We start from the raw sequence: 26,043 nt of genomic DNA on the forward strand, positions 1-26,043 counted from the left end.
TCATGGCACACGACGAACAATGTTGGCTCACCCCCAGACTGCAAAAAGCGGCCGCCCTGTGTAATCAGACGCCTGCCGCCAGTGAATCACCGCTGTGGCTGGGCGTGGATTTAGGCACCTGCGACGTGGTGTCGATGGTTGTCGACAGCGAAGGGCAGCCGGTGGCGGTGTGTCTGGACTGGGCTGACGTCGTGCGTGACGGCATCGTCTGGGATTTCTTCGGCGCCGTCACCATCGTGCGCCGCCATCTCGATACGCTCGAACAGCAGCTTGGCTGTCGCTTCAGCCACGCGGCGACCTCGTTTCCGCCGGGCACCGACCCGCGTATTTCGATCAACGTACTCGAATCTGCCGGGCTGGAAGTTAGCCACGTGCTGGATGAACCGACCGCGGTGGCGGATCTGCTACAGCTCGACAACGCGGGCGTGGTGGATATCGGCGGCGGCACCACCGGGATCGCTATCGTCAAACGGGGCGAGGTGACGTACTCCGCCGATGAAGCGACCGGCGGTCACCATATCTCCCTGACCCTTGCCGGTAACCGCCGCATGCCGCTGGAAGAGGCGGAGCAGTACAAGCGCAGCAACGCCCAGGAGATCTGGCCGGTGATGAAGCCGGTATACGAAAAGATGGCCGAGATTGTTGCTCACCATATTGAAGGCCAGGGCATTGCTGATTTATGGCTGGCGGGCGGCTCCTGTATGCAGCCGGGCGTGGACGCGCTGTTTCGCAAGCGCTTCCCGGAATTACGGGTGCATTTACCGCAGCACAGCCTGTTTATGACCCCGCTGGCGATAGCCAGCAGCGGGAGAGAGAAAGCGGAGGGAATCTATGCAAGCTGAACTGCAGACGGCGCTCTTTCAGGCATTCGATACCCTGAATCTGCAGCGGGTGAAAACCTTCAGCGTGCCGCCGGTGACGCTGTGCGGCCTCGGCGCGCTGAGCGCCTGCGGCCAGGAAGCGCAAGCGCGAGGCGTAAGCCATCTGCTGGTGATGGTCGACAGTTTCCTGCATCAGGCGGGAATGACCGCCGGGCTTGCGCGCAGCCTGGCGATGAAGGGGGTGGCGATGACCGTCTGGCCCTGTCCGCCGGGAGAGCCGTGCATTACCGACGTCTGCGCGGCGGTGGCGCAGCTGCGCGAATCGAAGTGCGACGGCGTGGTGGCCTTTGGCGGCGGTTCGGTGCTTGACGCGGCGAAAGCGGTCGCGCTGTTGGTCACCAACCCGGAGCAGACGCTCAGCGCGATGACGGAAAGCAGCGTACTGCGCCCGCGTCTGCCGCTCATTGCGGTGCCGACCACCGCCGGAACCGGCTCGGAAACCACCAACGTGACGGTGATTATCGATGCGGTCAGCGGGCGCAAGCAGGTGCTGGCCCACGCCTCGCTCATGCCGGACGTGGCGATTCTCGACGCCGCCCTGACTGAAGGCGTTCCGCCGCCGGTGACGGCGATGACCGGGATTGACGCGCTGACCCACGCCGTTGAGGCGTACAGCGCGCTCAACGCGACGCCCTTCACCGATAGCCTGGCGCTTGGCGCGATAGCGATGATCGGCCAGTCGCTGCCGAAGGCCGTGGGCTACGGCCACGACCTCGCCGCCCGCGAAAGCATGCTGCTGGCTTCCTGTATGGCGGGAATGGCCTTTTCCAGCGCGGGTCTGGGTTTGTGTCATGCGATGGCGCATCAGCCCGGCGCGGCGCTGCATATTCCACACGGGCAGGCCAACGCCATGCTGCTGCCGACGGTAATGCGGTTTAACCGCATGGTATGCCGCGAGCGTTTCAGCCAGATCGGCCGGGCGCTGACCGCTAAAAAAACCGACGACCACGAGGCTATCGCCGCCGTAGAGGCGCTGATCGCCGAAGTCGGCCTGAGCAAACGACTCTCTGACGCCGGGGCGAAGCCCGAACATTTCAGCGCATGGGCGCAGGCGGCGCAGGAGGACATTTGTCTGCGCACCAATCCACGCACCGCCACCCGGGAGCAGGTTATCGATCTGTACGCGGCGGCGCGCTGATGCGGCCTTAACACCGGCGAATTTTCCCGGAGGCGATGCTGCGCATCTGTCCGGGCTACAAGCCTGGCAAGCCGCGCTGAACCGGTAGCCCGGGCAAGGCGCTTTGCGCCGCCCCCGGGGGAAGGCCGCAGAGTATTAATACAAATCATAAATGACAGGGAGTAAAGGCTATGGGAATTAACGAAATCATCATGTACATCATGATGTTCTTTATGCTGATTGCCGCCGTGGACAGGATCCTGTCGCAGTTTGGCGGCTCGGCGCGCTTTCTCGGCAAGTTTGGCAAAAGCATCGAAGGATCCGGCGGCCAGTTCGAAGAGGGGTTTATGGCGATGGGCGCGCTGGGCCTGGCGATGGTCGGGATGACCGCGCTGGCGCCGGTACTGGCGCACCTGCTCGGGCCGGTGATAATTCCGCTGTATGAAATGCTCGGCGCCAACCCGTCGATGTTCGCCGGAACGCTGCTGGCCTGCGATATGGGCGGCTTCTTCCTCGCTAAAGAGCTGGCGGGCGGCGACGTGGCGGCGTGGCTCTATTCCGGCCTGATCCTCGGGGCGATGATGGGGCCGACGCTGGTGTTCTCCATTCCGGTCGCGCTCGGCATCATCGAGCCCTCCGACCGCCGCTACCTGGCGCTGGGCGTGCTGGCCGGGATCGTCACGATTCCAATCGGCTGCATCGCCGGCGGCCTGGTGGCCATGTACTCCGGCGTGGAGATTAACGGACAGCCGGTGGAGTTCACCTTCGCGCTGATCCTGATGAATATGATCCCGGTGCTTATCGTCGCGGTGCTGGTGGCGCTGGGGCTGAAGTTTATTCCGGAAAAAATGATCAACGGCTTCCAGATTTTCGCCAAATTTCTGGTGGCGCTGATCACCATCGGCCTGGCGGCGGCGGTCATCAAGTTCCTGCTCGGCTGGGATCTGATCCCGGGGCTCGACCCGATCTTTATGGCTCCCGGCGACCAGCCCGGCGAGGTGATGCGCGCTATCGAAGTTATTGGTTCGATCTCCTGCGTGCTGCTCGGCGCTTATCCGATGGTGCTGCTGCTGACCCGCTGGTTTGAAAAGCCGCTGATGCGCGTCGGTAATCTGCTGAAAATCAACAATATGGCTGCCGGCGGGATGGTGGCGACGCTGGCCAACAACATCCCGATGTTCGGCATGATGAAGCAGATGGATACCCGCGGCAAAGTCATCAACTGCGCGTTCTCCGTCTCCGCCGCTTTCGCGCTGGGGGACCACTTAGGCTTCGCCGCCGCCAACATGAACGCCATGATCTTCCCGATGATCGTCGGCAAGCTGATCGGCGGCGTCACCGCCATTGGCGTAGCGATGCTGCTGGTGCCGAAAGATGAAAACGCACCGGCGGCGGCGAAAACCGAAGCGGAGGCGCAATCGTGAAAACTCGCCAGCTGCTGAGCGTCGGTATCGATATCGGCACCACCACCACTCAGGTGATCTTCTCCCGCCTTGAGCTGGTTAACCGTGCGGCGGTGTCGCAGGTGCCGCGCTACGAATTCATCAAACGCGAAATTAGCTGGCAAAGCCCGGTCTTCTTTACCCCGGTTGATAAGCAGGGCGGTCTGAAGGAGACCGAACTCAAGGCGCTGATTCTGGCGCAGTACCAGGCCGCCGGGGTTGCCCCCGAATCGGTGGACTCCGGGGCGATCATTATCACCGGCGAAAGCGCGAAAACCCGCAACGCAAGGGCGGCGGTGATGGCGCTCTCGCAGTCGCTCGGCGACTTTGTGGTGGCCAGCGCCGGGCCGCATCTGGAATCGGTGATTGCCGGTCACGGCGCCGGGGCGCAAACCCTTTCTGAACAGCGGATGTGCCGGGTGCTGAACATTGATATCGGCGGTGGTACTTCAAACTACGCGCTGTTTGAAGCGGGAAAAATCAGCGCCACCGCCTGCCTGAACGTTGGCGGGCGCCTGCTGGAGACCGACGGCCAGGGGCGGGTGGTTTATGCGCATCAGCCGGGACAAATGATCGTCGATGAGGTTTTTGGCGCAGGCGCCGATGCGCGCGCGTTGAGTGCTTCGCAGTTAGCGCAGGTAGCGCGGCGGATGGCGGAGCTGATCGTCGAAGTTATCGACGGCACGCTCTCTCCGCTGGCGCAACGGCTGATGCAAACCGGCCTGCTGCCCGCAGGCGCGGTACCCGAGGTGATAACCCTTTCCGGCGGAGTGGGCGAGTGCTACCGCAATCAGCCTGCGGATCCGTTCTGTTTTTCTGATATTGGGCCACTGTTGGCCACGGCGCTGCATGAGCATCCGCGGCTGCGGGAGATGAACGTGCAGTTCCCGGCGCAAACCGTACGCGCCACGGTGATTGGCGCCGGCGCGCACACGCTCTCGCTTTCTGGCAGCACCATCTGGCTGGAGGGGGTTCAGCTCCCGCTGCGCAATCTGCCGGTGGCGATCCCGCTTGATGAAGCCGATCTGCTGAGCGCCTGGCAGCAGGCGCTGATGCAGCTCGATCTGGATCCGGGATCGGATGCTTACGTGCTGGCGCTCCCTGCTTCGTTGCCGGTGCGCTACGCCGCCCTGCTGGTGGTGATTGACGCGCTGCTGGCTTTTGTCGCGCGCTTTCCCAACCCGCATCCCCTGCTGGTGGTGGCCGAGCAGGACTTTGGCAAAGCGCTGGGCATGCTGCTGCGCCCACAGCTGCAACAACTCCCGCTGGCGGTCATCGATGAGGTGAGCGTACGGGCGGGGGACTATATCGACATTGGTACGCCTCTTTTTGGCGGATCGGTTGTGCCGGTGACGGTGAAATCACTCGCATTTCCTTCCTGAGGGAACGACTTATGAAACTAAAGACCACATTGTTTGGCAATGTTTATCAGTTTAAGGATGTAAAAGAGGTGCTGGCTAAAGCCAACGAACTGCGTTCGGGGATGTGCTGGCGGGGGTGGCGGCGGAAAGTTCGCAGCAGCGCGTGGCGGCGAAGCAGGTGCTCTCCGATATGACGGTCGCCGATATTCGTAACAATCCGGTGATTCCTTATGAAGAGGACTGCGTGACGCGCCTGATTCAGGATGACGTCAACGAAACCGCCTATCAGCGGATTAAAAACTGGACCATCAGCGACCTGCGCGAATACGTGCTTAACGATGAGGTCACCAGCGATGACATCGCGTTTGTACGCAAAGGGCTGACCTCAGAAGTGGTGGCGGCGGTGGCGAAGGTCTGCTCCAACGCCGACCTGATCTACGGCGCGAAGAAAATGCCGGTGATTAAAAAAGCCAACACCACCATCGGCCTGCCGGGCACCTTTAGCTGCCGCCTGCAGCCGAACGATACCCGCGATGATGTGCAGAGCATTGCCGCGCAAATCTACGAGGGGCTCTCGTTCGGCGCGGGCGATGCGGTGATCGGCGTTAACCCGGTAACCGATGACGTAGAAAACCTGACCCGCGTCCTCGATACCGTCTACGGCGTTATCGACAAGTTTAATATCCCGACCCAGGGCTGCGTGCTGGCGCACGTCACCACCCAGATTGAAGCGATCCGTCGCGGCGCGCCGGGGGGGCTTATTTTCCAGAGCATCTGCGGCAGCGAAAAGGGGCTAAAAGAGTTCGGCGTGGAGCTGGCGATGCTCGATGAAGCGCGGGCGGTCGGCGCCGAGTTTAACCGTATCGCCGGAGAGAACTGCCTGTACTTTGAAACCGGGCAGGGCTCGGCGCTGTCGGCCGGCGCGAACTTCGGCGCCGACCAGGTGACGATGGAGGCGCGCAACTATGGCCTGGCGCGGCACTACGATCCGTTCCTCGTCAATACCGTGGTGGGCTTTATCGGGCCGGAGTACCTCTATAACGATCGGCAGATTATTCGCGCCGGTCTTGAAGATCACTTTATGGGCAAGCTGAGCGGCATCTCGATGGGCTGCGACTGCTGCTACACCAACCATGCCGACGCCGACCAGAACCTCAATGAAAACCTGATGATTCTGCTCGCCACCGCCGGCTGCAACTACATCATGGGCATGCCGCTCGGCGACGACATCATGCTCAACTATCAGACCACCGCGTTTCACGACACCGCTACCGTCCGTCAGTTGCTGAATCTACGGCCGTCGCCGGAGTTCGAACGCTGGCTGGAAACCATGGGCATTATGGCAAACGGTCGTCTGACCCAACGGGCGGGCGATCCGTCACTGTTCTTTTGATGACGCGGGGATGACACATGATGGATCAAAAGCAGATTGAAGAAATTGTACGTAGCGTGATGGCGTCAATGGGACAACCGCAGACGGCAGCAGCAGCGCCTGAGGCGACGGTGACGAAGTGCGCCAGCCGGTGCGAGGTCGCGGCGGAGAGCTGCGCGCTGGATTTAGGTTCGCCAGAGGCGAAAGGCTGGATTGGCGTGCAGCAGCCGCATCGTGCGGAAGTGCTGGCCGAACTGAAGCGCAGCACCGCAGCGCGCGTGTGTACCGGCCGCGCCGGTCCGCGTCCGCGCACCCTCGCGCTGCTGCGCTTCCTCGCCGACCACTCGCGCTCCAAGGATACGGTGCTGAAAGAGGTACCGGAGGAGTGGGTGAAAACCCAGGGATTGCTGGAGGTGCGCTCCGAAATTAGCGACAAAAACCTCTACCTGACGCGCCCGGATATGGGCCGTCGGCTGAGTCCGGAGGCGATTGACGCGCTGAAGGCGCAGTGCGTGGCGAATCCTGACGTTCAGGTGGTGGTATCCGATGGCCTCTCTACCGACGCGATTACCGTCAACTATGAAGAGATCCTGCCGCCGCTGCTGTCGGGCCTGAAGCAGGCCGGACTGAAGGTCGGTACGCCGTTCTTCGTCCGCTACGGGCGGGTCAAAATTGAAGATCAGATTGGCGAAATTCTCGGCGCTAAGGTGGTCATCCTGCTGGTAGGCGAACGTCCGGGGCTGGGGCAGTCGGAAAGCCTCTCCTGTTACGCCGTGTATTCGCCGCGCGTGGCGACCACCGTCGAAGCGGACAGGACCTGTATTTCCAATATTCACCAGGGCGGCACGCCCCCGGTAGAAGCCGCGGCGGTGATTGTCGATTTGGCCAAACGCATGCTGGAGCAGAAGGCTTCCGGCATCAACATGACTCGGTAAGGAGGCATCATGCCTGCATTAGATTTAATTCGCCCTTCGGTGACGGCCATGCGCGTGATTGCCTCAGTGAATGACGGCTTTGCCCGCGAGCTTAAATTACCGCCGCATATACGTAGCCTCGGACTCATCACGGCGGATTCGGATGATGTGACTTATATTGCCGCTGACGAAGCGACAAAACAGGCGATGGTGGAAGTGGTCTACGGTCGTTCTCTTTACGCCGGCGCGGCCCACGGCCCTTCGCCAACCGCAGGTGAAGTGCTGATTATGCTGGGCGGCCCGAACCCGGCGGAAGTGCGCGCCGGTCTGGATGCGATGGTGGCGCATATCGAAACTGGGGCCGCGTTCCAGTGGGCCAACGATGCCGAAGATACGGCGTTTCTGGCGCACGTGGTGTCGCGTACCGGCTCTTATCTCTCGTCTACCTCCGGCATTGCGCTGGGCGATCCGATCGCTTATCTGGTGGCGCCGCCGCTGGAGGCGACCTTCGGTATCGATGCGGCAATGAAATCGGCCGACGTGCAGCTGGTGACCTACGTGCCGCCGCCGTCGGAAACCAACTATTCCGCCGCCTTTTTGACGGGAAGCCAGGCCGCATGTAAAGCCGCCTGTAACGCCTTTACCGATGCCGTTCTGGATATTGCCCGTCATCCAATCCAGCGCGCGTAAGGGGGAAGCGATGATCAACGCCCTGGGATTACTGGAAGTGGACGGCATGGTGGCCGCCGTTGACGCGGCGGATGCAATGCTGAAGGCGGCCAACGTGCGGCTGCTCAGCCATGAGGTTCTTGACCCCGGCAGGCTGACGCTGGTGGTGGAAGGCGACCTGGCGGCGTGCCGGGCGGCGCTGGATGCCGGTAGCGCTGCGGCGCAGCGTACGGGGCGCGTTATCAGCCGTCGGGAGATTGGACGTCCGGAAGAGGATACCCAGCGGCTGATCGCCGGTTTTCAACGGCTGCCGCAAACGCCGGAGCCGCCGGTGGTCGTGGAATCCTCAGAACCCTTGCTGACGCTGCTCTCTTCCACGCGTCAGGGAATGACGGCAGGGGAGGTGGCCGCCCATTTCGGCTGGTCGCTTGAAGAGGCCAGGAAGGCGCTGGAGCAGCTCTTTTCTACCGGAGCGTTGCGTAAACGCAGTAGTCGCTATCGCTTAAAAAATTAACCAGTCGGAGGTGCCGGGAACGCGAAAGCGCTCCCGGTTTATCAGATCATGAAAAAGAAAAAACCGGCCAACCTGCACCATCTTTATCATGAAGCATTACCCGAAGACGTTAAACTGACGCCGATGGTCGAGGTGGACAACGTCCATCAGCGGCGGACCACCGATGTCTATGAACATGCCCTGACGATTACCGCCTGGCAGCAGATTTACGATCAGCTGCATCCGGGGAAATTTCACGGTGAATTTACCGAAATCCTGCTCGATGATATTCAGGTCTTTCGCGAATATACCGGCCTGGCGCTGCGTCAGTCCTGCCTGGTGTGGCCGAACTCCTTCTGGTTCGGTATTCCGGCAACCCGCGGCGAGCAGGGGTTTATTGGCTCACAGTGTCTCGGCAGCGCCGAAATCGCCACCCGACCCGGCGGCACCGAGTTTGAGCTCAGCACGCCGGATGATTACACCATTCTGGGCGTAGTGATCTCGGAGGATGTCATTTCCCGCCAGGCCAGCTTCCTGCATCACCCGGAGCGGGTGCTGCATATGCTGCGTAACCAGTCGGCGCTGGAGGTCAAAGAGGAGCACAAGGCGGCGCTGTGGGGCTTTGTGCAGCAGGCGCTGGCGACGTTTAGCGAGAATCCGGAGAACCTTCATCAGCCCGCGGTGCGTAAGGTGTTGGGCGATAATCTCCTGCTGGCGATGGGGGCGATGCTGGAGGAGGCGCAGCCGATGATTACCGCCGAGAGCATTAGCCACCAGAGCTATCGGCGTCTGCTTTCCCGGGCGCGGGAGTACGTGCTGGAGAATATGTCGGAGCCGCTGACGGTTCTCGATTTATGTCAGCAGCTGCACGTCAGCCGCCGTACGCTGCAAAACGCCTTTCACGCCATTCTGGGGATCGGGCCGAACGCCTGGCTGAAGCGCATTCGTTTAAACGCGGTGCGCCGGGAGCTGATTAGCCCGTGGTCGCAGAGCACGACGGTTAAGGATGCGGCGATGCAATGGGGATTCTGGCACCTGGGCCAGTTCGCTACCGATTATCAGCAGCTGTTCGCCGAGAAACCGTCGCTGACGCTGCATCAGCGGATGCGGCAGTGGGCGTGATGACGATCTATTTACCGGATGGCGATTCGCGCCGTCATCGCAGGCCTGATAAGCGTAGCGCCATCAGGCAAAACGGCGCCGTATCTGGCCTGCGAACCGCACTATCAGGTAACGTTAAACCCAATCGCGCACCTGAATAAACTCGCTCAGCGCCGCTTCCGGGCTGCCCGCTTCCGGCTGGTAGTCGTATTCCCAGCGCACCAGCGGCGGCATCGACATCAGAATGGATTCGGTGCGGCCGCCGGTTTGCAGGCCGAACAGGGTACCGCGATCCCACACCAGGTTGAACTCCACGTAGCGCCCGCGGCGGTAGAGCTGAAAATCGCGCTCGCGCTCGCCCCAGACCCTCTCTTTACGCCGCTCGACAATGGGCAGATACGCATCGGTGAAGCCATTGCCTACCGCCTGCATAAAGTCGAAACAATGGTCAAAGTTCGGGGTATTCAAATCATCGAAAAACAGGCCGCCGATGCCGCGCTGTTCGTTACGATGCTTGAGGAAGAAGTAGTCGTCGCACCACTTTTTATAGCGCGGATAAACCTCTTCGCCGAAGGGCTGGCACAGGTTGCGGGCGGTGCGATGCCAGTGAACGGCATCTTCTTCAAAGCCGTAGTAGGGGGTTAAATCGAAGCCGCCGCCGAACCACCATACCGGCTCGGCGCCCGGTTTTTCCGCGATAAAGAAGCGTACGTTAGCGTGGCTGGTGGGGATATAGGGGCTGCGCGGGTGCACGACCAGCGAGACGCCCATCGCTTCAAAGCTGCGGCCCGCCAGCTCAGGGCGATGCGCGGTTGCGGAGGCCGGCATCGCCTCGCCGTGCACGTGCGAAAAGTTAACGCCAGCCTGCTCAAAGATACCGCCATCGCGCAGCACCCGGCTGCGTCCGCCGCCGCCGCCTTCCCGCTGCCAGCTATCTTCGATGAATTCGCTGCCGTCAACGGCGCTGAGCTTTTGGCAGATAGCATCCTGGAGCTGGAGAAGGAAAGCTTTTACCTGGTGCGCATCGGGTCTCATTAACGTCTCTTCGAGTGGGCTTTCTGGTTATCGAACCAGTGGAAATAGCTGATGATGCCGTTGGCAATCGCCGTGGCGATTTTCTGCCGGAACGCGGTGGTGCCGAGCAGTTTTTCTTCGTTCGGATTGGTAATAAACGAGGTTTCTACCAGCACCGACGGAATCGACGGCGATTTCAGCACCACAAACGCCGCCTGCTCGGTATTGCGGCTGTGCAGCTTGTGCACCGGCTTGATCTTTTTCAGGATATGGGAACCGAGCGTCAGGCTGTTTTTGATGGTATCAGTTTGTACCAGGTCGAACAGCACTTGCTGCAATAGGTGGTCTTTATCCGTCGTTTTCTTGCCGGCCACTTCATCCGCTCGGTTTTCACGGTCCGAGAGATACTTTGCCATGGCGCTACTGGCGCCGCGGTTGGAAAGGGCGAAAACGGAGGCGCCGGCCGCGCTCGGGTTGGTGAAACCATCGGCGTGAATTGACATAAAAAGATCGGCGCCGTGCTGGTGGGCGATCTCCACCCGGTCATAGAGCGGAATAAAGGTATCGCCGCTGCGCGTCAGGCGCGCATCGATGCCGTTGCTGCGCAGAATGCTGCGCACGTTTTTAGCGATCGCCAGCACGACGTGCTTCTCTTTTGAACCGTTATGGCCGATAGCGCCGGTATCAATACCGCCATGGCCCGGGTCGAGCATCACGACGCGTTTGGCGCCTTTTTTCTTCGCTGCGGGTTTGCTGTGCCCATTGGATGTTTTCAATGGCTGTTGTTCTTTCGCGCTGGCCTGTGAGGCGATCCCTGAAAGCGTGATTGCTGCCAGCCCGGCTTTCAGCACCTGGCGGCGCGAAGCAAGTATTTTTAATGGTTTAAAAGTGCTCATTCGGCCTGAATTGCAAACAAGTGGTAATCGATGTTATATCGTATCGTCTTTTCTGATACGACCATTCAAAATAAGAATTGTTTTACTTTTCATTTCAATACATGACAGAGTCATAGTATGCCATTTTTTGCGGCTCATTGCGCCTGATATTGGCTATCGGGCACAATCACGCCATAATCTCTGTTTTTAACCGTCAATGGTGGGGAATACCATGGAGATACGCGTTTTTCGCCAGCAAGATTTCGAAGAGGTCATCACCCTGTGGGAGCGTTGCGATCTCCTTCGCCCATGGAACGATCCGGAAATGGATATTGAACGTAAGCTGAACCACGATGCCAGCCTGTTTCTGGTCGCCGAAGTTAACGGTGAAGTGGTTGGCACGGTGATGGGCGGTTATGACGGGCATCGCGGGTCTGCCTACTATCTTGGCGTGCATCCTGAATATCGCGGTCGCGGTATTGCTAATGCGCTGCTTAATCGGCTGGAGAAAAAGCTGATCGCCCGCGGCTGTCCGAAAATAAATATTATGGTTCGCGAAGATAATGACGTGGTGCAGGGGATGTACGAACGCCTTGGCTATGAGCATTCAGACGTGCTGTGCCTCGGCAAGCGCTTAATTGAAGATGAAGAATACTGAGTTTATCCCCGCCGATTTCGATACCCACGGCCGCCTGCGTTTGCCGTTTCTCTTTTGGTGCGTGCTGCTGCTTCAGGCGCGGACGTGGGTGCTATTTCTGATGGCCGGCGCGTCACGCCAGCAGGGCGACGCGCTGCTGAATCTGTTTTATCCGGACCACGATAATTTTTGGCTGGGATTGCTCCCCGGCATTCCGGCGGTGCTGGCGTTTATCATTAGCGGGCATCGTCAGCGCTTCCCCCGGCTCTGGCCCATGATGCGCTGGCTGCTGGTGCTTTCCCAGCTCTTGCTGTTGGTCTGGCAACCGCTGTTGTGGATGAGCGGCGAGTCGCCTTCGGCGGTGACCATCGGCCTGCTGGCGGCGGATCTTTACGCGCTCTGGTGGCTGTTAAGCAGCCGTCGGCTGAAAGCCTGTTTTCGCGAAGAACAGGTTTAACGGCACTTTTTGCCGATCGCGTACTCCAACTTGCGTTGAATACATCAGAAAGGACACTCAGTCATGAAATCGCTACGTTTACTTCTCTGCGCACTACCGCTGGCTTTAACCGGCTGCTCAACGATGAGCTCGGTGAACTGGTCGGCGGCTTATCCGTGGAACTGGTTTGGTTCCTCTATGGAGGTGAGCGAACAGGGCGTAGGCAACCTGACGGCGTCAACGGCGCTGAGCGAGCAGGCGATCGGCGACGCGCTCGGCAGCAGCTACCGCCTGCGCAGCGGCATGAAAACGGCTAACGGCAATATTGTGCGCTATTTCGAAGCGTTAAAAGATGACAAGGTCGCGCTGACCATCAACGGCGAGAGCGGGACTATTAGCCGCATCGACGTGCGCGATAGCAATATCAAAGCCGCCAGCGGCGTGAAAATCGGTACCCCGTTCAGCGATATCTACAGCAAAGCGTTTGGCAACTGCCAGAAAGCCAGCAACGATAACGGTGCCGTGGTGGAGTGCAAGGCCGAGGGTAGCCAGCATATCAGCTATGCCTTCACCGGCAACTGGAGCGGCCCTGAAGAGCTAATGCCCTCCGACGACACGCTGAAAAACTGGAAGGTGAGCAAGATTATCTGGCGTCGCTAATTTGATCTGAAGTGATTCGAGGTCCTGAAAAAGCGGGTACAATAGCGCCTTAAAAAGCCACAGCGTTGTGGTTGTACTATTTCAGGAGGAGCGATGTCTCAGGTTCAGAGCGGCATTTTGCCGGAACATTGCCGTGCGGCGATTTGGATTGAAGCAAATGTCAAAGGCGATGTTGATGCCCTGCGCGAAGCCAGCAAGGTGTTTGCCGATAAGTTAGCCACCTTTCAGGCGAAATACCCGGAAGCGAAGCTGGGGGCGGTGGTCGCTTTTGGCCATAACGTCTGGCGTCAGCTAAGCGGTGGCGTCGGGGCTGAAGAGCTAAAAGATTTCCCGTCCTACGGCAAAGGTCTGGCCCCGGCGACCCAGTATGATGTGCTAATCCACATTCTGTCCGCGCAGCATGAGCTGAATTTTTCTGTCGCTCAGGCGGCCCTCTCCGCTTTTGGCGCAGCAATTGATGTCAAAGAAGAGATTCACGGCTTTCGCTGGATTGAAGAGCGCGATCTGAGCGGCTTTGTCGACGGTACTGAAAACCCGGCGGGGGAAGAGACCCGCCGTGAAGTGGCGGTGATTCAGGATGGCGTCGATGCAGGCGGCAGCTACGTATTTGTGCAGCGCTGGGAGCACAACCTCAAGCAGCTTAATCGCATGAGCGTTCCCGATCAGGAGATGATGATCGGCCGTACCAAAGAAGCCAACGAAGAGATTGACGGCGACGATCGTCCGGATACCTCTCACCTGAGCCGCGTGGATCTGAAAGAAGAAGGTAAAGGGCTGAAGATTGTGCGTCAGAGCCTGCCGTACGGTACCGCCAGCGGGACCCACGGCCTCTACTTTTGCGCCTACTGCGCGCGTCTGCACAATATTGAACAGCAGCTGCTGAGCATGTTCGGCGATACCGACGGTAAGCGCGACGCGATGCTGCGTTTTACCAAACCGGTAACCGGCGGATACTACTTCGCGCCTTCGCTGGATAGACTGCTGGCGCTGTAAGATCTCCGCCAAACCCTCTCCCCGCAGGGAGAGGGGACCGTTCGGCGCGGCCGGCAGGCGTCGAACGTTTTCCGGTTCTGCATGCGTGATTCAGATAAGCTTTGCCATTCCCTTATTCTCTTTTCGACTTCCAAATCGCCAAACGGTATATAAAACCGTTACTCCTTTCATAGCCGTTATAAATATGATGATCAGCAGAAAATCATCATATTGATAAGGGTGCGCAATGGCCGTTAAATCACTAAAAAAAGGATATCTGGCGCTGGCTGCTTCTGTGCTGCTGGTCGCGCAGGCGCAGGCGACGGAATTGCTGAACAGTTCCTACGATGTTTCCCGCGAGCTGTTTGCCGCCCTTAACCCGCAGTTCGAACAGCAGTGGGCGAAAGATAACGGCGGCGATAAGCTGACGATTAAACAATCTCATGCCGGGTCATCAAAACAGGCGCTGGCGATTCTGCAAGGGCTGAAGGCTGACGTGGTGACCTACAATCAGGTGACCGATGTCCAGATTCTGCACGACAAAGGCAAGCTGATCCCCGCCGACTGGCAAAGCCGTCTGCCGAATAACAGCTCGCCGTTTTACTCCACCATGGGCTTCCTGGTGCGTAAAGGCAACCCGAAGAATATCCACGACTGGAATGACTTAGTGCGTTCCGACGTGAAGCTGATTTTCCCGAACCCAAAAACCTCCGGCAACGCGCGTTACACTTATTTAGCGGCGTGGGGCGCGGCGGACAAGGCTGACGGCGGCGATAAAGCGAAAACCGAGCAGTTCATGACCCAGTTCCTGAAAAACGTCGAAGTGTTTGATACCGGCGGTCGCGGGGCTACCACGACCTTCGCCGAGCGCGGTCTGGGCGATGTGCTGATCAGCTTCGAATCGGAAGTGAATAACATCCGCAAACAGTATGAAGCGCAGGGCTTTGAGGTGGTTATCCCGAAAACCAACATCCTGGCCGAGTTCCCGGTGGCGTGGGTGGATAAAAACGTCCAGGCCAACGGTACCGAGAAAGCGGCAAAAGCCTATCTCAACTACCTGTACAGCCCGCAGGCGCAGACCATCATTACCGATTACTACTACCGCGTGAATAACCCGGACGTGATGAACAAACTGCAAGATAAATTCCCGCAGACCGAACTGTTCCGCGTGGAAGATAAATTTGGCTCCTGGCCTGATGTGATGAAAACCCATTTTGCCAGCGGCGGTGAGCTGGACAAACTGCTGGCGGCGGGGCGTAAGTAATGTTTGCAGTATCGACTAAACGCGTGCTGCCGGGCTTTACCTTAAGCCTCGGGACCAGCCTGCTGTTCGTCTGCCTGATCCTGTTGTTGCCGCTCAGCGCGCTGGTGATGCAGCTTGCCCAGATGAGCTGGGCGCAGTACTGGGACGTAGTGACCAACCCGCAGGTGGTGGCGGCCTATAAAGTGACGCTGCTGTCGGCGTTTGTCGCCTCCATTTTTAACGGCGTGTTCGGCCTGCTGATGGCGTGGATCTTAACCCGCTACCGCTTCCCGGGCCGCACGCTGCTTGATGCGCTGATGGATTTGCCGTTTGCGCTGCCGACGGCCGTTGCCGGCTTAACCCTCGCCTCGCTCTTCTCCGTGAACGGGTTGTACGGCGAGTGGCTGGCGAAATTTGATATTAAAGTCACCTATACCTGGCTCGGTATCGCGGTGGCCATGGCCTTTACCAGCATCCCGTTTGTGGTGCGTACCGTGCAGCCGGTGCTGGAAGAGTTGGGTCCGGAATATGAAGAAGCGGCGGAAACCCTGGGCGCCACGCGCTGGCAGAGCTTTCGCAAGGTGGTGCTGCCGGAGCTCTCCCCGGCGCTGATGGCGGGCGTTGCGCTGTCCTTTACCCGCAGCCTCGGTGAGTTCGGCGCGGTGATTTTTATCGCCGGCAACATTGCGTGGAAAACGGAAGTGACCTCGCTGATGATTTTTATCCGTTTGCAGGAGTTTGATTACCCGGCGGCGAGCGCGATTGCTTCGGTGATCCTCGCGGCCTCGCTGCTGCTGCTGTACTCGATTAACACTCTGCAAAGTCGCTTTGGTCGACGTGTGGTAGGTCACTGATGGCGGAAGTTACGCAATTGAAGCGATACGATGCGCCCCGCATCAACTGGGGTAAATGGTTTCTGATCGGTGCGGGCGTGCTGGTTTCCGCCCTTATTCTCGTCGTGCCGACGATTTATATCTTCGTCCAGGCGTTCAGCAAGGGGCTGATGCCGGCGCTGGAAAACCTGGCGAACCCGGATATGCTGCACGCCATCTGGCTGACCGTGCTGATTGCATTGATCACCGTGCCGGTGAACCTGGTGTTCGGTACCCTGCTGGCGTGGCTGGTGACGCGCTTTAACTTCCCGGGACGTCAGCTGCTGCTGACCCTGCTGGATATTCCTTTTGCCGTGTCGCCGGTGGTGGCGGGCCTGGTTTATCTGCTCTTTTACGGCTCCAACGGGCCGCTGGGCGGCTGGCTGGATGAGCACAACCTGCAGATCATGTTTGCCTGGCCGGGCATGGTGCTGGTGACGGTCTTTGTGACCTGCCCGTTTGTGGTGCGCGAGCTGGTGCCGGTGATGTTAAGCCAGGGGAGCAACGAAGACGAAGCGGCGGTGCTGCTGGGCGCGTCAGGCTGGCAGATGTTCCGCCGCGTGACGCTGCCGAATATCCGCTGGGCGCTGCTTTACGGCGTGGTGCTGACCAACGCCCGCGCGATTGGCGAGTTTGGTGCCGTTTCCGTCGTCTCCGGCTCTATTCGCGGTGAAACCCTGTCGCTGCCGTTACAGATTGAGCTGCTGCAGCAGGACTACAACACCATCGGTTCGTTTACTGCCGCCGCGTTGCTGACGCTGATGGCTATTTTGACCCTGTTTTTGAAGAGTGTGGTGCAGTGGCGTTTAGAAAATCAGGAAAAACGTCAGCATCAGGAGGGAAATCATGAGCATTGAGATTGCCAATATTAAGAAGTCTTTTGGTCGCACCCAGGTGCTGAATGATATCTCGCTGGATATCCCTTCCGGACAAATGGTGGCGCTGCTCGGGCCGTCTGGCTCCGGTAAAACCACGCTGCTGCGTATTATCGCCGGGCTTGAGCATCAGACCAGCGGGCACATCCGCTTTCACGGCACCGACGTGAGCCGTCTGCATGCCCGGGATCGCAAGGTGGGCTTTGTATTCCAGCATTACGCGCTGTTCCGCCATATGACCGTGTTCGACAATATTGCGTTTGGCCTGACCGTACTGCCGCGCCGCGAGCGCCCGAATGCGGCGGCCATCAAAGCGAAAGTGACCAAACTGCTGGAGATGGTACAGCTTGCGCATCTGGCGGATCGCTTTCCGGCGCAGCTCTCCGGCGGGCAGAAGCAGCGCGTGGCGCTGGCGCGTGCGTTAGCCGTTGAACCGCAGATACTGCTGCTGGATGAACCCTTCGGCGCGCTGGACGCCCAGGTGCGTAAAGAGCTGCGTCGCTGGCTGCGTCAGCTGCATGAAGAGCTGAAGTTCACCAGCGTCTTCGTCACCCACGATCAGGAAGAGGCGATGGAAGTTGCCGACCGCGTGGTAGTGATGAGCCAGGGCAACATTGAGCAGGTTGACGAGCCGGAGCAGCTCTGGCGCGAACCGGCGACCCGCTTTGTGCTGGAATTTATGGGCGAGGTGAACCGTCTGCAGGGCACCATTCGCGGCGGACAATTCCACGTGGGCGCGCACCGCTGGCCGCTGGGCTATACCTCCGCGCATCAGGGGCCGGTCGATCTGTTCCTGCGTCCGTGGGAAGTTGACGTGAGCCGCCGAACCAGCCTCGATTCACCGCTGCCGGTGCAGGTGCTGGAAGCTAGCCCTAAAGGTCACTACACGCAATTGGTGGTACAACCGCTGGGCTGGTATACCGAGCCGCTGACCGTGGTCATGCGCGACGACGTCCCGCCGCACCGGGGAGAGCGCCTGTTTGTCGGTCTGCAGCATGCCCGTATTTATCACGGGAAGGAACGCATTGAGACGCGCGAGGATATTGCTCTGGCTGAGTCAGCCTGATAGGTTATCGCGTATGTTTTTCGCCCGGTGGCGTAATGCTTACCGGGCTTTTTATTGGGCAAAACCGTGAATACATTAGAACAAACAATCGGCAACACGCCTCTGGTCAAACTGCAGCGCATGGGGCCGGACAACGGCAGCGAAATCTGGGTCAAACTTGAAGGCAACAATCCGGCGGGGTCGGTGAAAGACAGGGCGGCCCTGTCGATGATTGTCGAGGCCGAAAAGCGCGGAGAGATTAAACCCGGTGATGTGCTGATTGAAGCGACCAGCGGCAACACCGGCATTGCGCTGGCGATGATCGCCGCGCTTAAAGGCTATCAGATGAAGCTGCTGATGCCGGACAACATGAGCCAGGAGCGCCGTGCCGCCATGCGCGCCTACGGTGCGGAGCTGATTCTGGTCACCAAAGAGCAGGGAATGGAAGGCGCGCGTGACTTAGCGTTAGCCATGGCGCAGCGCGGCGAAGGCAAGCTGCTCGATCAGTTCAACAACCCGGACAACCCGTACGCGCACTACACCACTACCGGGCCGGAAATCTGGCAGCAAACCGACGGGCGGATCACCCATTTTGTCTCCAGCATGGGTACCACCGGCACCATTACCGGCGTATCGCGTTTTCTGCGCGAGCAGGATAAAGCGGTGAGCATCGTGGGGCTGCAGCCGGAAGAGGGGAGCAGTATTCCCGGAATTCGCCGCTGGCCTGCCGAATATATGCCGGGTATTTTTAACGCGCAGCTGGTGGACGCGGTGCTCGATATCCATCAACAGGATGCCGAAAACACCATGCGGATGCTGGCGGTGAAGGAGGGGATTTTCTGCGGCGTCAGTTCCGGCGGCGCGGTGGCGGGCGCGCTACGCGTGGCGGGTGAAAATCCTGGCGCGGTAGTGGTGGCGATCGTTTGCGATCGCGGCGATCGCTACCTTTCTACCGGCGTATTTGGCGAAGAGCACTTTACCCAGGGCGCGGGAATTTAAACCTCGGGCGCGTCGAGCAGGTCCGTACCGTAGGAGTTATCCACGGTGCAGAGCCAGCGTTCGCCCTGCTGACGAAAGACATAGGTTGCGCGCCGCGTGACCTGTGTTATCCCGGCTTCCGCCGTCGGGATATCCAGCCGGGTCTCCATAATCACCAGCGCATTGCCGCCGCCTTCGATAATCTCCATTTTTCCCTGCGTCACCACCAGCCGGTGCTGGAAATAGTCGGCAATGGCGATAAACGCGTTGCGGATATTTTCTTTGCCCCGCACCACCATGCCTGGCTTGACGACCAGCGCGGCGTCATCAGCGTAATACTCCATCAGTGTCGCGTAATCCTCCTGGGAGATAGCGCGATCGCAGGCTTCGATGGCGGCTTTAAGCTGTGGGTTGGGATTGTGCATTTCTGGGGATCCTTAAACTGTCGGGCTTTAATAAAAGCCTTTTGCTTACTTTGCCGTCAGCTTATCAAGAAACGCCCACAGCTTCTCATTCATTTCGCGATAATCCCAGGCACGCATCTCCTGTTCACTACGTATGAAACGCCTGCCTCTGGCGGCGCTAAGCTCCTGCTGCGAATGGGCGATCAGCAGCTCAATGACCTCAGCATCAAACTCCATGTGGCACTGGAAGCCATAAACCCGGTCGCTGTATTTCACAATTTGCCGCGGGCAGCCTTCGCTGGAGGCCATCACTTCCGCCTCCGGGGTCAGGCCTGGCATATCGTTATGCCAGTGGCCGACGACCAGCGAGGGGCCAAAATGGGCCAGTTTGTCATCCTGCAGGCCCGCGGTGGTGAGCGTGATGGGATAGTGACCCACCTCTTTTTCCGGACTTTGCATGACCGGCGCGCCCAGCGCTTCACCGATAAGCTGCGAGCCGAGGCAAATCCCTACCACGATCCGTCCTGCGGCAATGGCCTGCGCAATCAAACGCTGCTCGGCGTGGCTATCAAACCAGGGGCACTCAGATAATGTCGTGCGCGGCGACTGCGGACCGCCGAGCACAACCAGCATATCAAAAGCGTTGGCGTTTTCCGGTAGACTGTCCCCCGCGTATACCCGCGACCAGCTGATACCGTAGCCGCGCGCCTGCGCCCAGTGCAGGTAAGCTCCCGGCGCTTCAAAGACTTCATGGACGATAAAGTGGATCTGCATAGCGTTAACTCCCGTCACTGTTGTTGTAATATCTGGTATAAGTCATTGGCGAGCTTATTCATTTCATTGTCGCTGAGCGTCGCAAGCGACAGCCTCAGCCCGTGCGAAGGGGCGCGAATGCCGAACGTTTCGCCTTCGCGAACCAGCCAGCCGGCGTGCGCCAGACGGAGCGCTACCGGCTGGCTCGGTTCTTCCAGCGGGAACCAAAAATTAAGGCCGTCTCCCGGCGTCAGGTGGGTGATTCCGCGGCTGGCGAGGGCGGCAATCAGCTTTTCATGCTGCTGACGATAGTGGCGCCGGGTTTCCGCCAGAGAGGCCATAAAGGTGTTGTCGTTAAGGCAGGCGATGACCAGATCCTGCAACAGATGGCTGACCCATTGGCTACCGGAATTAAGCCTCAGGCGCAGCGCCGCCGACGTGTCAGCGTCGCTGGCGACGATGGCCAGACGCAAATCGGGTCCCAGGGTTTTTGACAGGGAGCGTACCAGCGCCCAACGCTGACTTTCCGCGGCGATAGGGGAGTACCAGGGCGTGGCGGAGAGCAGCGCGAAATGGTCGTCAACAATCACCAGAACCTGCGGATAGCGGGCCAGTATTTCGCGTATTGCCCGGGCGCGGGATTCGCTGAGGCTACAGCCGGTCGGATTGTGCGCGCGCGGGGTAATAATGACCGCCCGGGCGCCGTTGCGCAGCGCCTCTTCAAGGGCCTCAGGCTGCATGCCTTCCCCGTCGACCGGTACCGGCGAAGGGCTAAAACCGGCGTAGCGCAGCATATTGATGCTGCTGAGAAAGCAGGGGTCTTCGATGGCCACGCTATCGCCGGGCAGCAGCAGGGCGCACAGCAGGCGCTCAAGCGCATCGACTGCGCCGCTGGCAAGGTTAATATCGGCATCCAGGTTCACATCGTTGTTAACCCAGCGGCTGGCCCACGCGGCCAGCCGTGGTTCAACCGCCGCATCGCCGTACAGGCGAGGCGCTGGCGCAATTGCGCCGAGATAGTGCTTGAGGTTTGCCAGGCGAGCGGGGTCGGGATTGCCGCTGGAGATATCCTTCAGCGGTGAAGAGGGATCGCCACCTTCAAGGGCGGGAAGGGTATTATGCGTTTTAATGGCGGTACCATTACGCCCCTTGCTGATAGCCAGGCCAGAGGTCACCAGTCGCTTATAGGCGGCAGCGACGGTATTGCGGTTAACCGACAGCTTGCCCGCCAGCTCGCGGACCGGCGGTAAAACATCGCCAGGCTTGAGTGCGCCGCTTTGTACCAGATGGCGGATGCTATCGAAGATCTCACTGGCAGTTTTTCCAACGATCATTATTGACCTATGACAAAATGAATTTTAGCATAGGACGAATGATAATCAGAGTATGACCCGCTGTCCAGCGGGGGGAGAAAGGATGGGCCAGCAAGATGAAATACAATCGGTGCTCTTCAACGATAAAAGTCGGGCGCTTCAGGTCGATATTGTGGCCGTGCAGTCGCAGGTGGTCTACGGCAGCGTAGGCAACAGTATTGCGATACCGGCGATAAAGCAGCACGGCCTGCGGGTCATCGCGGTGCCGACGGTGCTGTTCAGCAATACGCCGCACTATGATACTTACTATGGCGGCGTTATCCCGGAAGAGTGGTTTGCCGGCTATTTAAAGGCGCTGGAGGAGCGTGACGCCCTGCGCGAGCTGCGGGCGGTAACGACCGGCTATATGGGCAGCGCCGTGCAGATTAAGCGTCTGGCGCAATGGCTGCTGCGCATTCGCGAGCAGCATCCTGAACTGTGTATTCTCGTTGATCCCGTCATTGGCGATGTGGATAGCGGCATCTACGTCAAGGCCGAGATCCCTGAAGCCTATCGTACGCATTTGCTCCCGCTGGCGCAGGGGATCACGCCCAATCTGTTTGAGCTGGAAACGCTAAGCGGTCTGCCTTGCCATAATCAGCAGGAGGCGATTATTGCCGCCCGTAGTCTGCTCTCTGATTCACTGAAATGGGTCGTTATCACCAGCGCGCCGGGAGAGAATAGCGCCACGATCAACGTGCTGGTGGTTAGCGCGCAGTCGGTCGAGGTAGTTGAACATCCGCGCGTTGAAACCGATCTGAAGGGAACGGGCGACCTTTTTTGCGCCGAACTGGCGAGCGACCTGGTGTGCGGAATGCCGCTGGGCGAGGCCGCCCGCGCTGCCGCGCAGCGGGTGCTAGCGGTTATGACCTGGACCAATGAACAGGGCTGCGATGAGCTCATTCTTCCGCCGCCCAGGGAGAGAGAATGAAGAGCTATCGTTTAGTGGTGCGTCAGCAGGGAAGAGTCGTCGGCCATTTTGAGACCACCGGCAGCGAAGCCCTTGAGGATGTCTGCGAAGTGGGATCTTTATTTGGCGCCGTTGGCGGATATCAGTGTGATTTACAGGTTTCTGACAGCGAGAAGCGGATTCTGGAAAGCGGCCCAGAAGGGATGAAAATACTTTCGCGGGAGAAGTGCTATCGGCCGTTTAAAGCGGCGAGATAAAAAAATGGCGCCCGAGAGGCGCCATTCTTCTGCGGCAAGAATTACTTCTTGATGCGGATAACCGGTGTTTCACCCACGGTTACGCTACCGGACAGTTTGATCAGCTCTTTGATTTCGTCCATGTTGGAGATAACAACCGGAGTCAGGGTAGACTTGGCTTTCTCTTCCAGCAGCGGCAGATCGAATTCGATAACCGGGTCGCCGACTTTCACACGCTGGCCTTCTTCGGCGATACGTTTGAAGCCTTCGCCTTTCAGCTCAACGGTATCAATACCGAAGTGAACGAACAGTTCAATGCCGCTATCAGATTCGATTGAAAAAGCATGGTTGGTTTCAAAAATTTTACCGATGGTACCATCTACCGGCGCAACCATTTTGTTGCCAGTAGGTTTGATAGCAATGCCATCACCCACAATTTTTTCCGCAAAAACTACATCCGGCACGTCTTCAATGTTGACGATCTCGCCAGAGAGCGGGGCAACAATCTCAATAGTTCCGGTGTCTTTTTTATCATCAGAAACCAGAGATTTCAATTTATCGAACAAACCCATGATCTTCTCCTAAGCAGTAATTTGGGCCGCGCATCTCGTGAATTAGCAGATTGTTTTTTCTTCAATGAACTTGTTAACCAGCGTCATTAACTCGTCCGTTGTCGGTTGAGCAAGAGCCTGCTCTGCTAATACTTTCGCATCTTCGAAGTTCGTGTTACGGATAATCTTCTTGATGCGCGGGATGGAAATGGCGCTCATAGAGAACTCGTCCAGACCCATACCCAGCAACAGAAGTGTAGCACGTTCATCGCCCGCAAGCTCACCGCACATGCCAGTCCATTTGCCTTCAGCATGAGAAGCATCAATAACTTGCTTAATCAGCGTCAGCACGGACGGGGACATTGGCTGGTAAAGATGTGAAATCATATCATTACCACGGTCAACTGCCAGAGTATACTGCGTTAAATCATTGGTACCGATACTAAAGAAATCAACTTCTTTGGCTAAGTGACGCGCAATTGTCGCAGCGGCTGGGGTTTCCACCATCACGCCAATCTCAATTGCCTCATCAAAAGCTTTACCTTCGTCGCGCAGTTCCTGTTTGTAGATTTCGATCTCTTTCTTCAGTGCACGCACTTCTTCAACAGAGATGATCATCGGGAACATGATGCGCAGTTTACCGAAAGCGGAGGCGCGCAGGATGGCACGAACCTGGTCGCGCAGAATCTCTTTGCGATCCATGGCGATGCGCACTGCGCGCCAGCCGAGGAACGGGTTCTCTTCTTTCGGGAAGTTCATGTACGGCAGCTCTTTGTCGCCGCCGATGTCCATGGTGCGAACGATAACCGCCTGCGAGCCGCATGCTTCGGCAACGGCTTTGTATGCTGCGAACTGTTCTTCTTCAGTCGGCAGCGAGTCGCGGTCCATGAACAGGAATTCTGTACGATACAAACCAACGCCTTCCGCGCCGTTACGTTCGGCACCTTCAACGTCGCGTACGGTACCGATGTTGGCGCAGACTTCAACCTGATGGCCGTCCAGCGTAATGGCCGGCAGGTCTTTCAGCTTAGCCAGTTCCGCTTTCTCTTCAGCGACCTGAGCCTGCAGGTTGCGCAGTTCTTCGATTTGTTGATCGCTCGGGTTAACCAGAACCTGATTATTCACCGCGTCGAGAACCAGATAATCGCCGTTTTTCACCTGGGTAGTTACGCTACCGGTGCCCACGATGGCCGGCAGTTCAAGGGAACGCGCCATGATGGAGGTGTGGGAAGTACGGCCGCCCGCGTCGGTGATGAAACCCAGCACCTTGTTCAGGTTCAGCTGTGCGGTTTCAGACGGGGTGAGGTCAGCGGCTACCAGGATAACTTCATCCTGAATCGCGCTCAGATCGATGATGGCCAGACCGAGGATGTTGCGCAGCAGGCGCTTACCGATGTCGCGTACGTCAGCGGCACGCTCTTTCAGGTATTCGTCATCCAGTTCTTCCAGGGCAGTAGCCTGACCTTCGATAACTTCATTGGCTGCCGCATCGGCAGTCATATGCTTATCTTTAATCAGGGCTATGATTTCCTGCTCAAGCTCCTCATCTTCCAGCAGCATGATGTGCCCTTCGAAGATGGCTTCTTTTTCTTCACCGAAAGTTTCACCAGCTTTGGTTTTGATGACCTCCAGCTGGGCGGAGGCCTTGGTGCGGCCATTCAGAAAACGTTCAACTTCCTGATCAACCTTATCGGCAGAAATTTTCTTCCGGTCGATGACAATTTCATCTTCTTTCAGCAGAAGTGCCTTGCCGAAAGCGATACCCGGGGATGCTAAAATGCCTGAAATCATAACCCTACCTTACTTGTGACTGATATTAAAAAGAACCCGTGAACTTACTCGAGTTCAGCCATCAGTTTTACCAGATGCTCAACTGCTTTTTGCTCGTCTTCGCCTTCGGCAGAGAGAGTGACAACGGTACCCTGGGTCAGGCCCAGAGTCTGCAGTTTGAACAGGCTTTTGGCGCTGGCGCTTTTGCCGTTGGAGGTTACAGTGATCTCAGAAGTGAAGCCTTTTGCTTCTTTAACAAACTGAGCAGCAGGGCGGGTGTGCAGACCGTTCGGAGCGGTAATAGTAACTTCTTGCTGGAACATTATATTTCCCCAACTTATAGGTTTAGTGTTGTGGACCTAAAGTTTAGCCTAACGGCCAAACTTTAGCCTGTATCGTTAGCGCCGGCATCACGTATCCGGCTCCGGCACCATCAGCGGAAAATCGCTGTGGAAACCTTCAGGCCGTTAACGTCTACCACGTCATTAAACATTATGCCGCTAAAGGAAGACTTGAACCAAATCATAAAATCGATTCAGCTTATGGAAATCCAAATCGGAATAATTTCGCGCATCGAAATAAATGTGCTGGTTAAATACCAGACCCAACGAAGTGAATCAATGCCAGGAGGGGTAAAAGTTTGATGTGCGCCACAAAAAAGCACCTGAAAAGGTGCTTTTTTACACGATATTAACAAGCTGGCATTACTGTTGCAGTTCTTTCTCGGTGAAGAGATCGGCAAACAATGCGGTGCTTAAATAGCGCTCACCTGAAGAGGGTAGGATAACCACAATATTCTTGTTGGTAAAGGCTTCATCCTCCTGCAGCTTCAGCGCAGCGGCAACGGCAGCGCCGGAAGAGATGCCGGCCAGAATGCCTTCCTCTTCCATCAGGCGACGGGCGGTGGAAATGGCTTCATCATTGGTAATAGCCACTACTTTATCCACCAGCTTCAAATCCAGGTTGCCTGGGATAAAGCCTGCGCCAATACCCTGGATTTTGTGCGGGCCTGGCTTCAGCTCTTCGCCTGCCAGCGCCTGGGCGATAACCGGGGAGTCGGTAGGTTCAACGGCAACGGTAATCAGATCTTTTTTACCTTTGGTGCCTTTG

28 protein-coding genes and 1 pseudogene are annotated in these 26,043 nt (G+C 58.1%); 20 read left to right on the plus strand and 9 right to left on the minus strand.

Annotated elements, in window-relative coordinates:
- Window positions 1-2 precede the first annotated feature (2 nt).
- From eutJ to eutR, 9 genes and pseudogenes are all read left to right on the plus strand, one after another.
- Window positions 3-842: an ethanolamine utilization protein EutJ gene (gene eutJ, locus CDA56_RS24000; RefSeq protein WP_103814824.1), complete on the plus strand. Its 840-nt coding sequence runs from the start codon at window positions 3-5 to the stop codon at window positions 840-842.
- Complete coding sequence (gene eutG / locus CDA56_RS24005) at window positions 832-2,019, plus strand: ethanolamine utilization ethanol dehydrogenase EutG (protein ID WP_103814826.1); 1,188 nt, start codon at window positions 832-834, stop codon at window positions 2,017-2,019. Before eutJ ends, eutG begins: the two co-directional genes overlap by 11 nt.
- 170 nt (window positions 2,020-2,189) lie before the next feature.
- On the plus strand, window positions 2,190-3,422 hold the full coding sequence (gene eutH / locus CDA56_RS24010; RefSeq protein ID WP_004853049.1) for an ethanolamine utilization protein EutH: 1,233 nt from the start codon (window positions 2,190-2,192) through the stop codon (window positions 3,420-3,422).
- Window positions 3,419-4,822 (plus strand): ethanolamine ammonia-lyase reactivating factor EutA, encoded by a 1,404-nt coding sequence (eutA, locus tag CDA56_RS24015; protein ID WP_102803362.1) that lies wholly within the window; start codon window positions 3,419-3,421, stop codon window positions 4,820-4,822. Before eutH ends, eutA begins: the two co-directional genes overlap by 4 nt.
- Window positions 4,823-4,833: 11 nt before the next feature.
- Window positions 4,834-6,194: pseudogene (eutB, locus tag CDA56_RS24020) on the plus strand (ethanolamine ammonia-lyase subunit alpha).
- 20 nt (window positions 6,195-6,214) lie between these two features.
- Complete coding sequence (gene eutC, locus CDA56_RS24025; RefSeq protein ID WP_032693169.1) at window positions 6,215-7,108, plus strand: ethanolamine ammonia-lyase subunit EutC; 894 nt, start codon at window positions 6,215-6,217, stop codon at window positions 7,106-7,108.
- 9 nt (window positions 7,109-7,117) lie between these two features.
- The gene (gene eutL, locus CDA56_RS24030) at window positions 7,118-7,777 is read left to right on the plus strand and encodes an ethanolamine utilization microcompartment protein EutL (protein WP_004853042.1); all 660 of its coding nucleotides are present in this window, start codon (window positions 7,118-7,120) and stop codon (window positions 7,775-7,777) included.
- Window positions 7,778-7,787: 10 nt separating this feature from the next.
- On the plus strand, window positions 7,788-8,270 hold the full coding sequence (gene eutK, locus CDA56_RS24035; RefSeq protein WP_014230327.1) for an ethanolamine utilization microcompartment protein EutK: 483 nt from the start codon (window positions 7,788-7,790) through the stop codon (window positions 8,268-8,270).
- Between the two features lie 48 nt (window positions 8,271-8,318).
- The gene (gene eutR / locus CDA56_RS24040) at window positions 8,319-9,371 is read left to right on the plus strand and encodes an HTH-type transcriptional regulator EutR (RefSeq protein WP_025106630.1); all 1,053 of its coding nucleotides are present in this window, start codon (window positions 8,319-8,321) and stop codon (window positions 9,369-9,371) included.
- Between the two features lie 114 nt (window positions 9,372-9,485).
- Here the strand turns inward: eutR and hemF are convergent, their stop codons facing one another.
- A complete protein-coding gene (gene hemF / locus CDA56_RS24045; RefSeq protein ID WP_102803361.1) occupies window positions 9,486-10,385 on the minus strand; it encodes an oxygen-dependent coproporphyrinogen oxidase in 900 nt (299 codons plus the stop codon).
- Window positions 10,385-11,260, minus strand: coding sequence for an N-acetylmuramoyl-L-alanine amidase AmiA (amiA, locus tag CDA56_RS24050; RefSeq protein ID WP_004870750.1), 876 nt, complete (start codon window positions 11,258-11,260; stop codon window positions 10,385-10,387). Before amiA ends, hemF begins: the two co-directional genes overlap by 1 nt.
- A gap of 211 nt (window positions 11,261-11,471) precedes the next feature.
- On the opposite strand from amiA, the gene CDA56_RS24060 reads away from it, so the two are divergent.
- The 9 genes from CDA56_RS24060 (at window position 11,472) to cysM (ending at window position 18,978) form a co-directional block, all read left to right on the plus strand.
- Window positions 11,472-11,897: a GNAT family acetyltransferase gene (locus CDA56_RS24060; protein ID WP_004853033.1), complete on the plus strand. Its 426-nt coding sequence runs from the start codon at window positions 11,472-11,474 to the stop codon at window positions 11,895-11,897.
- A complete protein-coding gene (locus CDA56_RS24065; RefSeq protein WP_004853030.1) occupies window positions 11,884-12,333 on the plus strand; it encodes a DUF2919 domain-containing protein in 450 nt (149 codons plus the stop codon). Before CDA56_RS24060 ends, CDA56_RS24065 begins: the two co-directional genes overlap by 14 nt.
- A 63-nt stretch (window positions 12,334-12,396) precedes the next feature.
- On the plus strand, window positions 12,397-12,972 hold the full coding sequence (locus CDA56_RS24070; protein WP_103814828.1) for an RpoE-regulated lipoprotein: 576 nt from the start codon (window positions 12,397-12,399) through the stop codon (window positions 12,970-12,972).
- A 93-nt stretch (window positions 12,973-13,065) separates the two neighbouring features.
- Window positions 13,066-13,965, plus strand: coding sequence for a Dyp-type peroxidase (locus CDA56_RS24075; RefSeq protein WP_009654897.1), 900 nt, complete (start codon window positions 13,066-13,068; stop codon window positions 13,963-13,965).
- Window positions 13,966-14,191: 226 nt separating this feature from the next.
- Window positions 14,192-15,208, plus strand: a complete 1,017-nt coding sequence (gene cysP / locus CDA56_RS24080; protein ID WP_049069738.1) for a thiosulfate/sulfate ABC transporter substrate-binding protein CysP — start codon at window positions 14,192-14,194, stop codon at window positions 15,206-15,208.
- Window positions 15,208-16,041, plus strand: a complete 834-nt coding sequence (gene cysT, locus CDA56_RS24085; protein WP_004123378.1) for a sulfate/thiosulfate ABC transporter permease CysT — start codon at window positions 15,208-15,210, stop codon at window positions 16,039-16,041. Before cysP ends, cysT begins: the two co-directional genes overlap by 1 nt.
- Window positions 16,041-16,916: a sulfate/thiosulfate ABC transporter permease CysW gene (gene cysW, locus CDA56_RS24090; RefSeq protein WP_103814830.1), complete on the plus strand. Its 876-nt coding sequence runs from the start codon at window positions 16,041-16,043 to the stop codon at window positions 16,914-16,916. The genes cysT and cysW overlap by 1 nt, the downstream gene beginning before the upstream one ends.
- On the plus strand, window positions 16,906-18,000 hold the full coding sequence (gene cysA, locus CDA56_RS24095) for a sulfate/thiosulfate ABC transporter ATP-binding protein CysA (RefSeq protein WP_004853015.1): 1,095 nt from the start codon (window positions 16,906-16,908) through the stop codon (window positions 17,998-18,000). Before cysW ends, cysA begins: the two co-directional genes overlap by 11 nt.
- A gap of 66 nt (window positions 18,001-18,066) precedes the next feature.
- Window positions 18,067-18,978 carry a cysteine synthase CysM gene (gene cysM / locus CDA56_RS24100; protein ID WP_014230319.1) on the plus strand — a complete coding sequence of 304 codons (912 nt, stop codon included), beginning with the start codon at window positions 18,067-18,069 and terminating at the stop codon, window positions 18,976-18,978.
- On the opposite strand, the gene CDA56_RS24105 is transcribed toward cysM, so the two are convergent.
- Genes CDA56_RS24105 through ptsJ form a run of 3 tightly spaced genes read right to left on the minus strand, consistent with a single transcriptional unit; the run spans window position 18,975 to window position 21,448 of the window.
- Window positions 18,975-19,382 (minus strand): YybH family protein, encoded by a 408-nt coding sequence (locus CDA56_RS24105; RefSeq protein WP_025106634.1) that lies wholly within the window; start codon window positions 19,380-19,382, stop codon window positions 18,975-18,977. The two genes, cysM and CDA56_RS24105, sit on opposite strands and share 4 nt — an antisense overlap.
- A 45-nt stretch (window positions 19,383-19,427) precedes the next feature.
- A complete protein-coding gene (locus tag CDA56_RS24110; RefSeq protein ID WP_046878229.1) occupies window positions 19,428-20,135 on the minus strand; it encodes a type 1 glutamine amidotransferase in 708 nt (235 codons plus the stop codon).
- A gap of 14 nt (window positions 20,136-20,149) precedes the next feature.
- On the minus strand, window positions 20,150-21,448 hold the full coding sequence (ptsJ, locus tag CDA56_RS24115) for a MocR-like B6 salvage transcription factor PtsJ (protein ID WP_046878228.1): 1,299 nt from the start codon (window positions 21,446-21,448) through the stop codon (window positions 20,150-20,152).
- Between the two features lie 82 nt (window positions 21,449-21,530).
- Between ptsJ and pdxK the strand changes: the two genes are divergently transcribed.
- Complete coding sequence (pdxK, locus tag CDA56_RS24120; RefSeq protein WP_102803357.1) at window positions 21,531-22,397, plus strand: pyridoxine/pyridoxal/pyridoxamine kinase; 867 nt, start codon at window positions 21,531-21,533, stop codon at window positions 22,395-22,397.
- Window positions 22,394-22,633 carry a hypothetical protein gene (locus CDA56_RS24125; protein ID WP_004104337.1) on the plus strand — a complete coding sequence of 80 codons (240 nt, stop codon included), beginning with the start codon at window positions 22,394-22,396 and terminating at the stop codon, window positions 22,631-22,633. Before pdxK ends, CDA56_RS24125 begins: the two co-directional genes overlap by 4 nt.
- A 41-nt stretch (window positions 22,634-22,674) precedes the next feature.
- On the opposite strand, the gene crr is transcribed toward CDA56_RS24125, so the two are convergent.
- From crr to CDA56_RS24145, 4 genes are all read right to left on the minus strand, one after another.
- Entirely contained in the window at window positions 22,675-23,184 is a 510-nt protein-coding gene (crr, locus tag CDA56_RS24130; protein WP_000522253.1) for a PTS glucose transporter subunit IIA, read from the minus strand.
- Window positions 23,185-23,226: 42 nt separating this feature from the next.
- A complete protein-coding gene (ptsI, locus tag CDA56_RS24135) occupies window positions 23,227-24,954 on the minus strand; it encodes a phosphoenolpyruvate-protein phosphotransferase PtsI (RefSeq protein WP_004852999.1) in 1,728 nt (575 codons plus the stop codon).
- A 44-nt stretch (window positions 24,955-24,998) separates the two neighbouring features.
- Entirely contained in the window at window positions 24,999-25,256 is a 258-nt protein-coding gene (ptsH, locus tag CDA56_RS24140; protein ID WP_002913505.1) for a phosphocarrier protein Hpr, read from the minus strand.
- A gap of 381 nt (window positions 25,257-25,637) precedes the next feature.
- Window positions 25,638-26,043: pyridoxal-phosphate dependent enzyme (locus tag CDA56_RS24145; RefSeq protein WP_104011450.1), on the minus strand; the 406-nt coding region annotated here is incomplete at its 5' end.

It is taken from the genome of Klebsiella michiganensis, from assembly GCF_002925905.1.
GTDB classification, from domain to species: domain Bacteria; phylum Pseudomonadota; class Gammaproteobacteria; order Enterobacterales; family Enterobacteriaceae; genus Klebsiella; species Klebsiella michiganensis.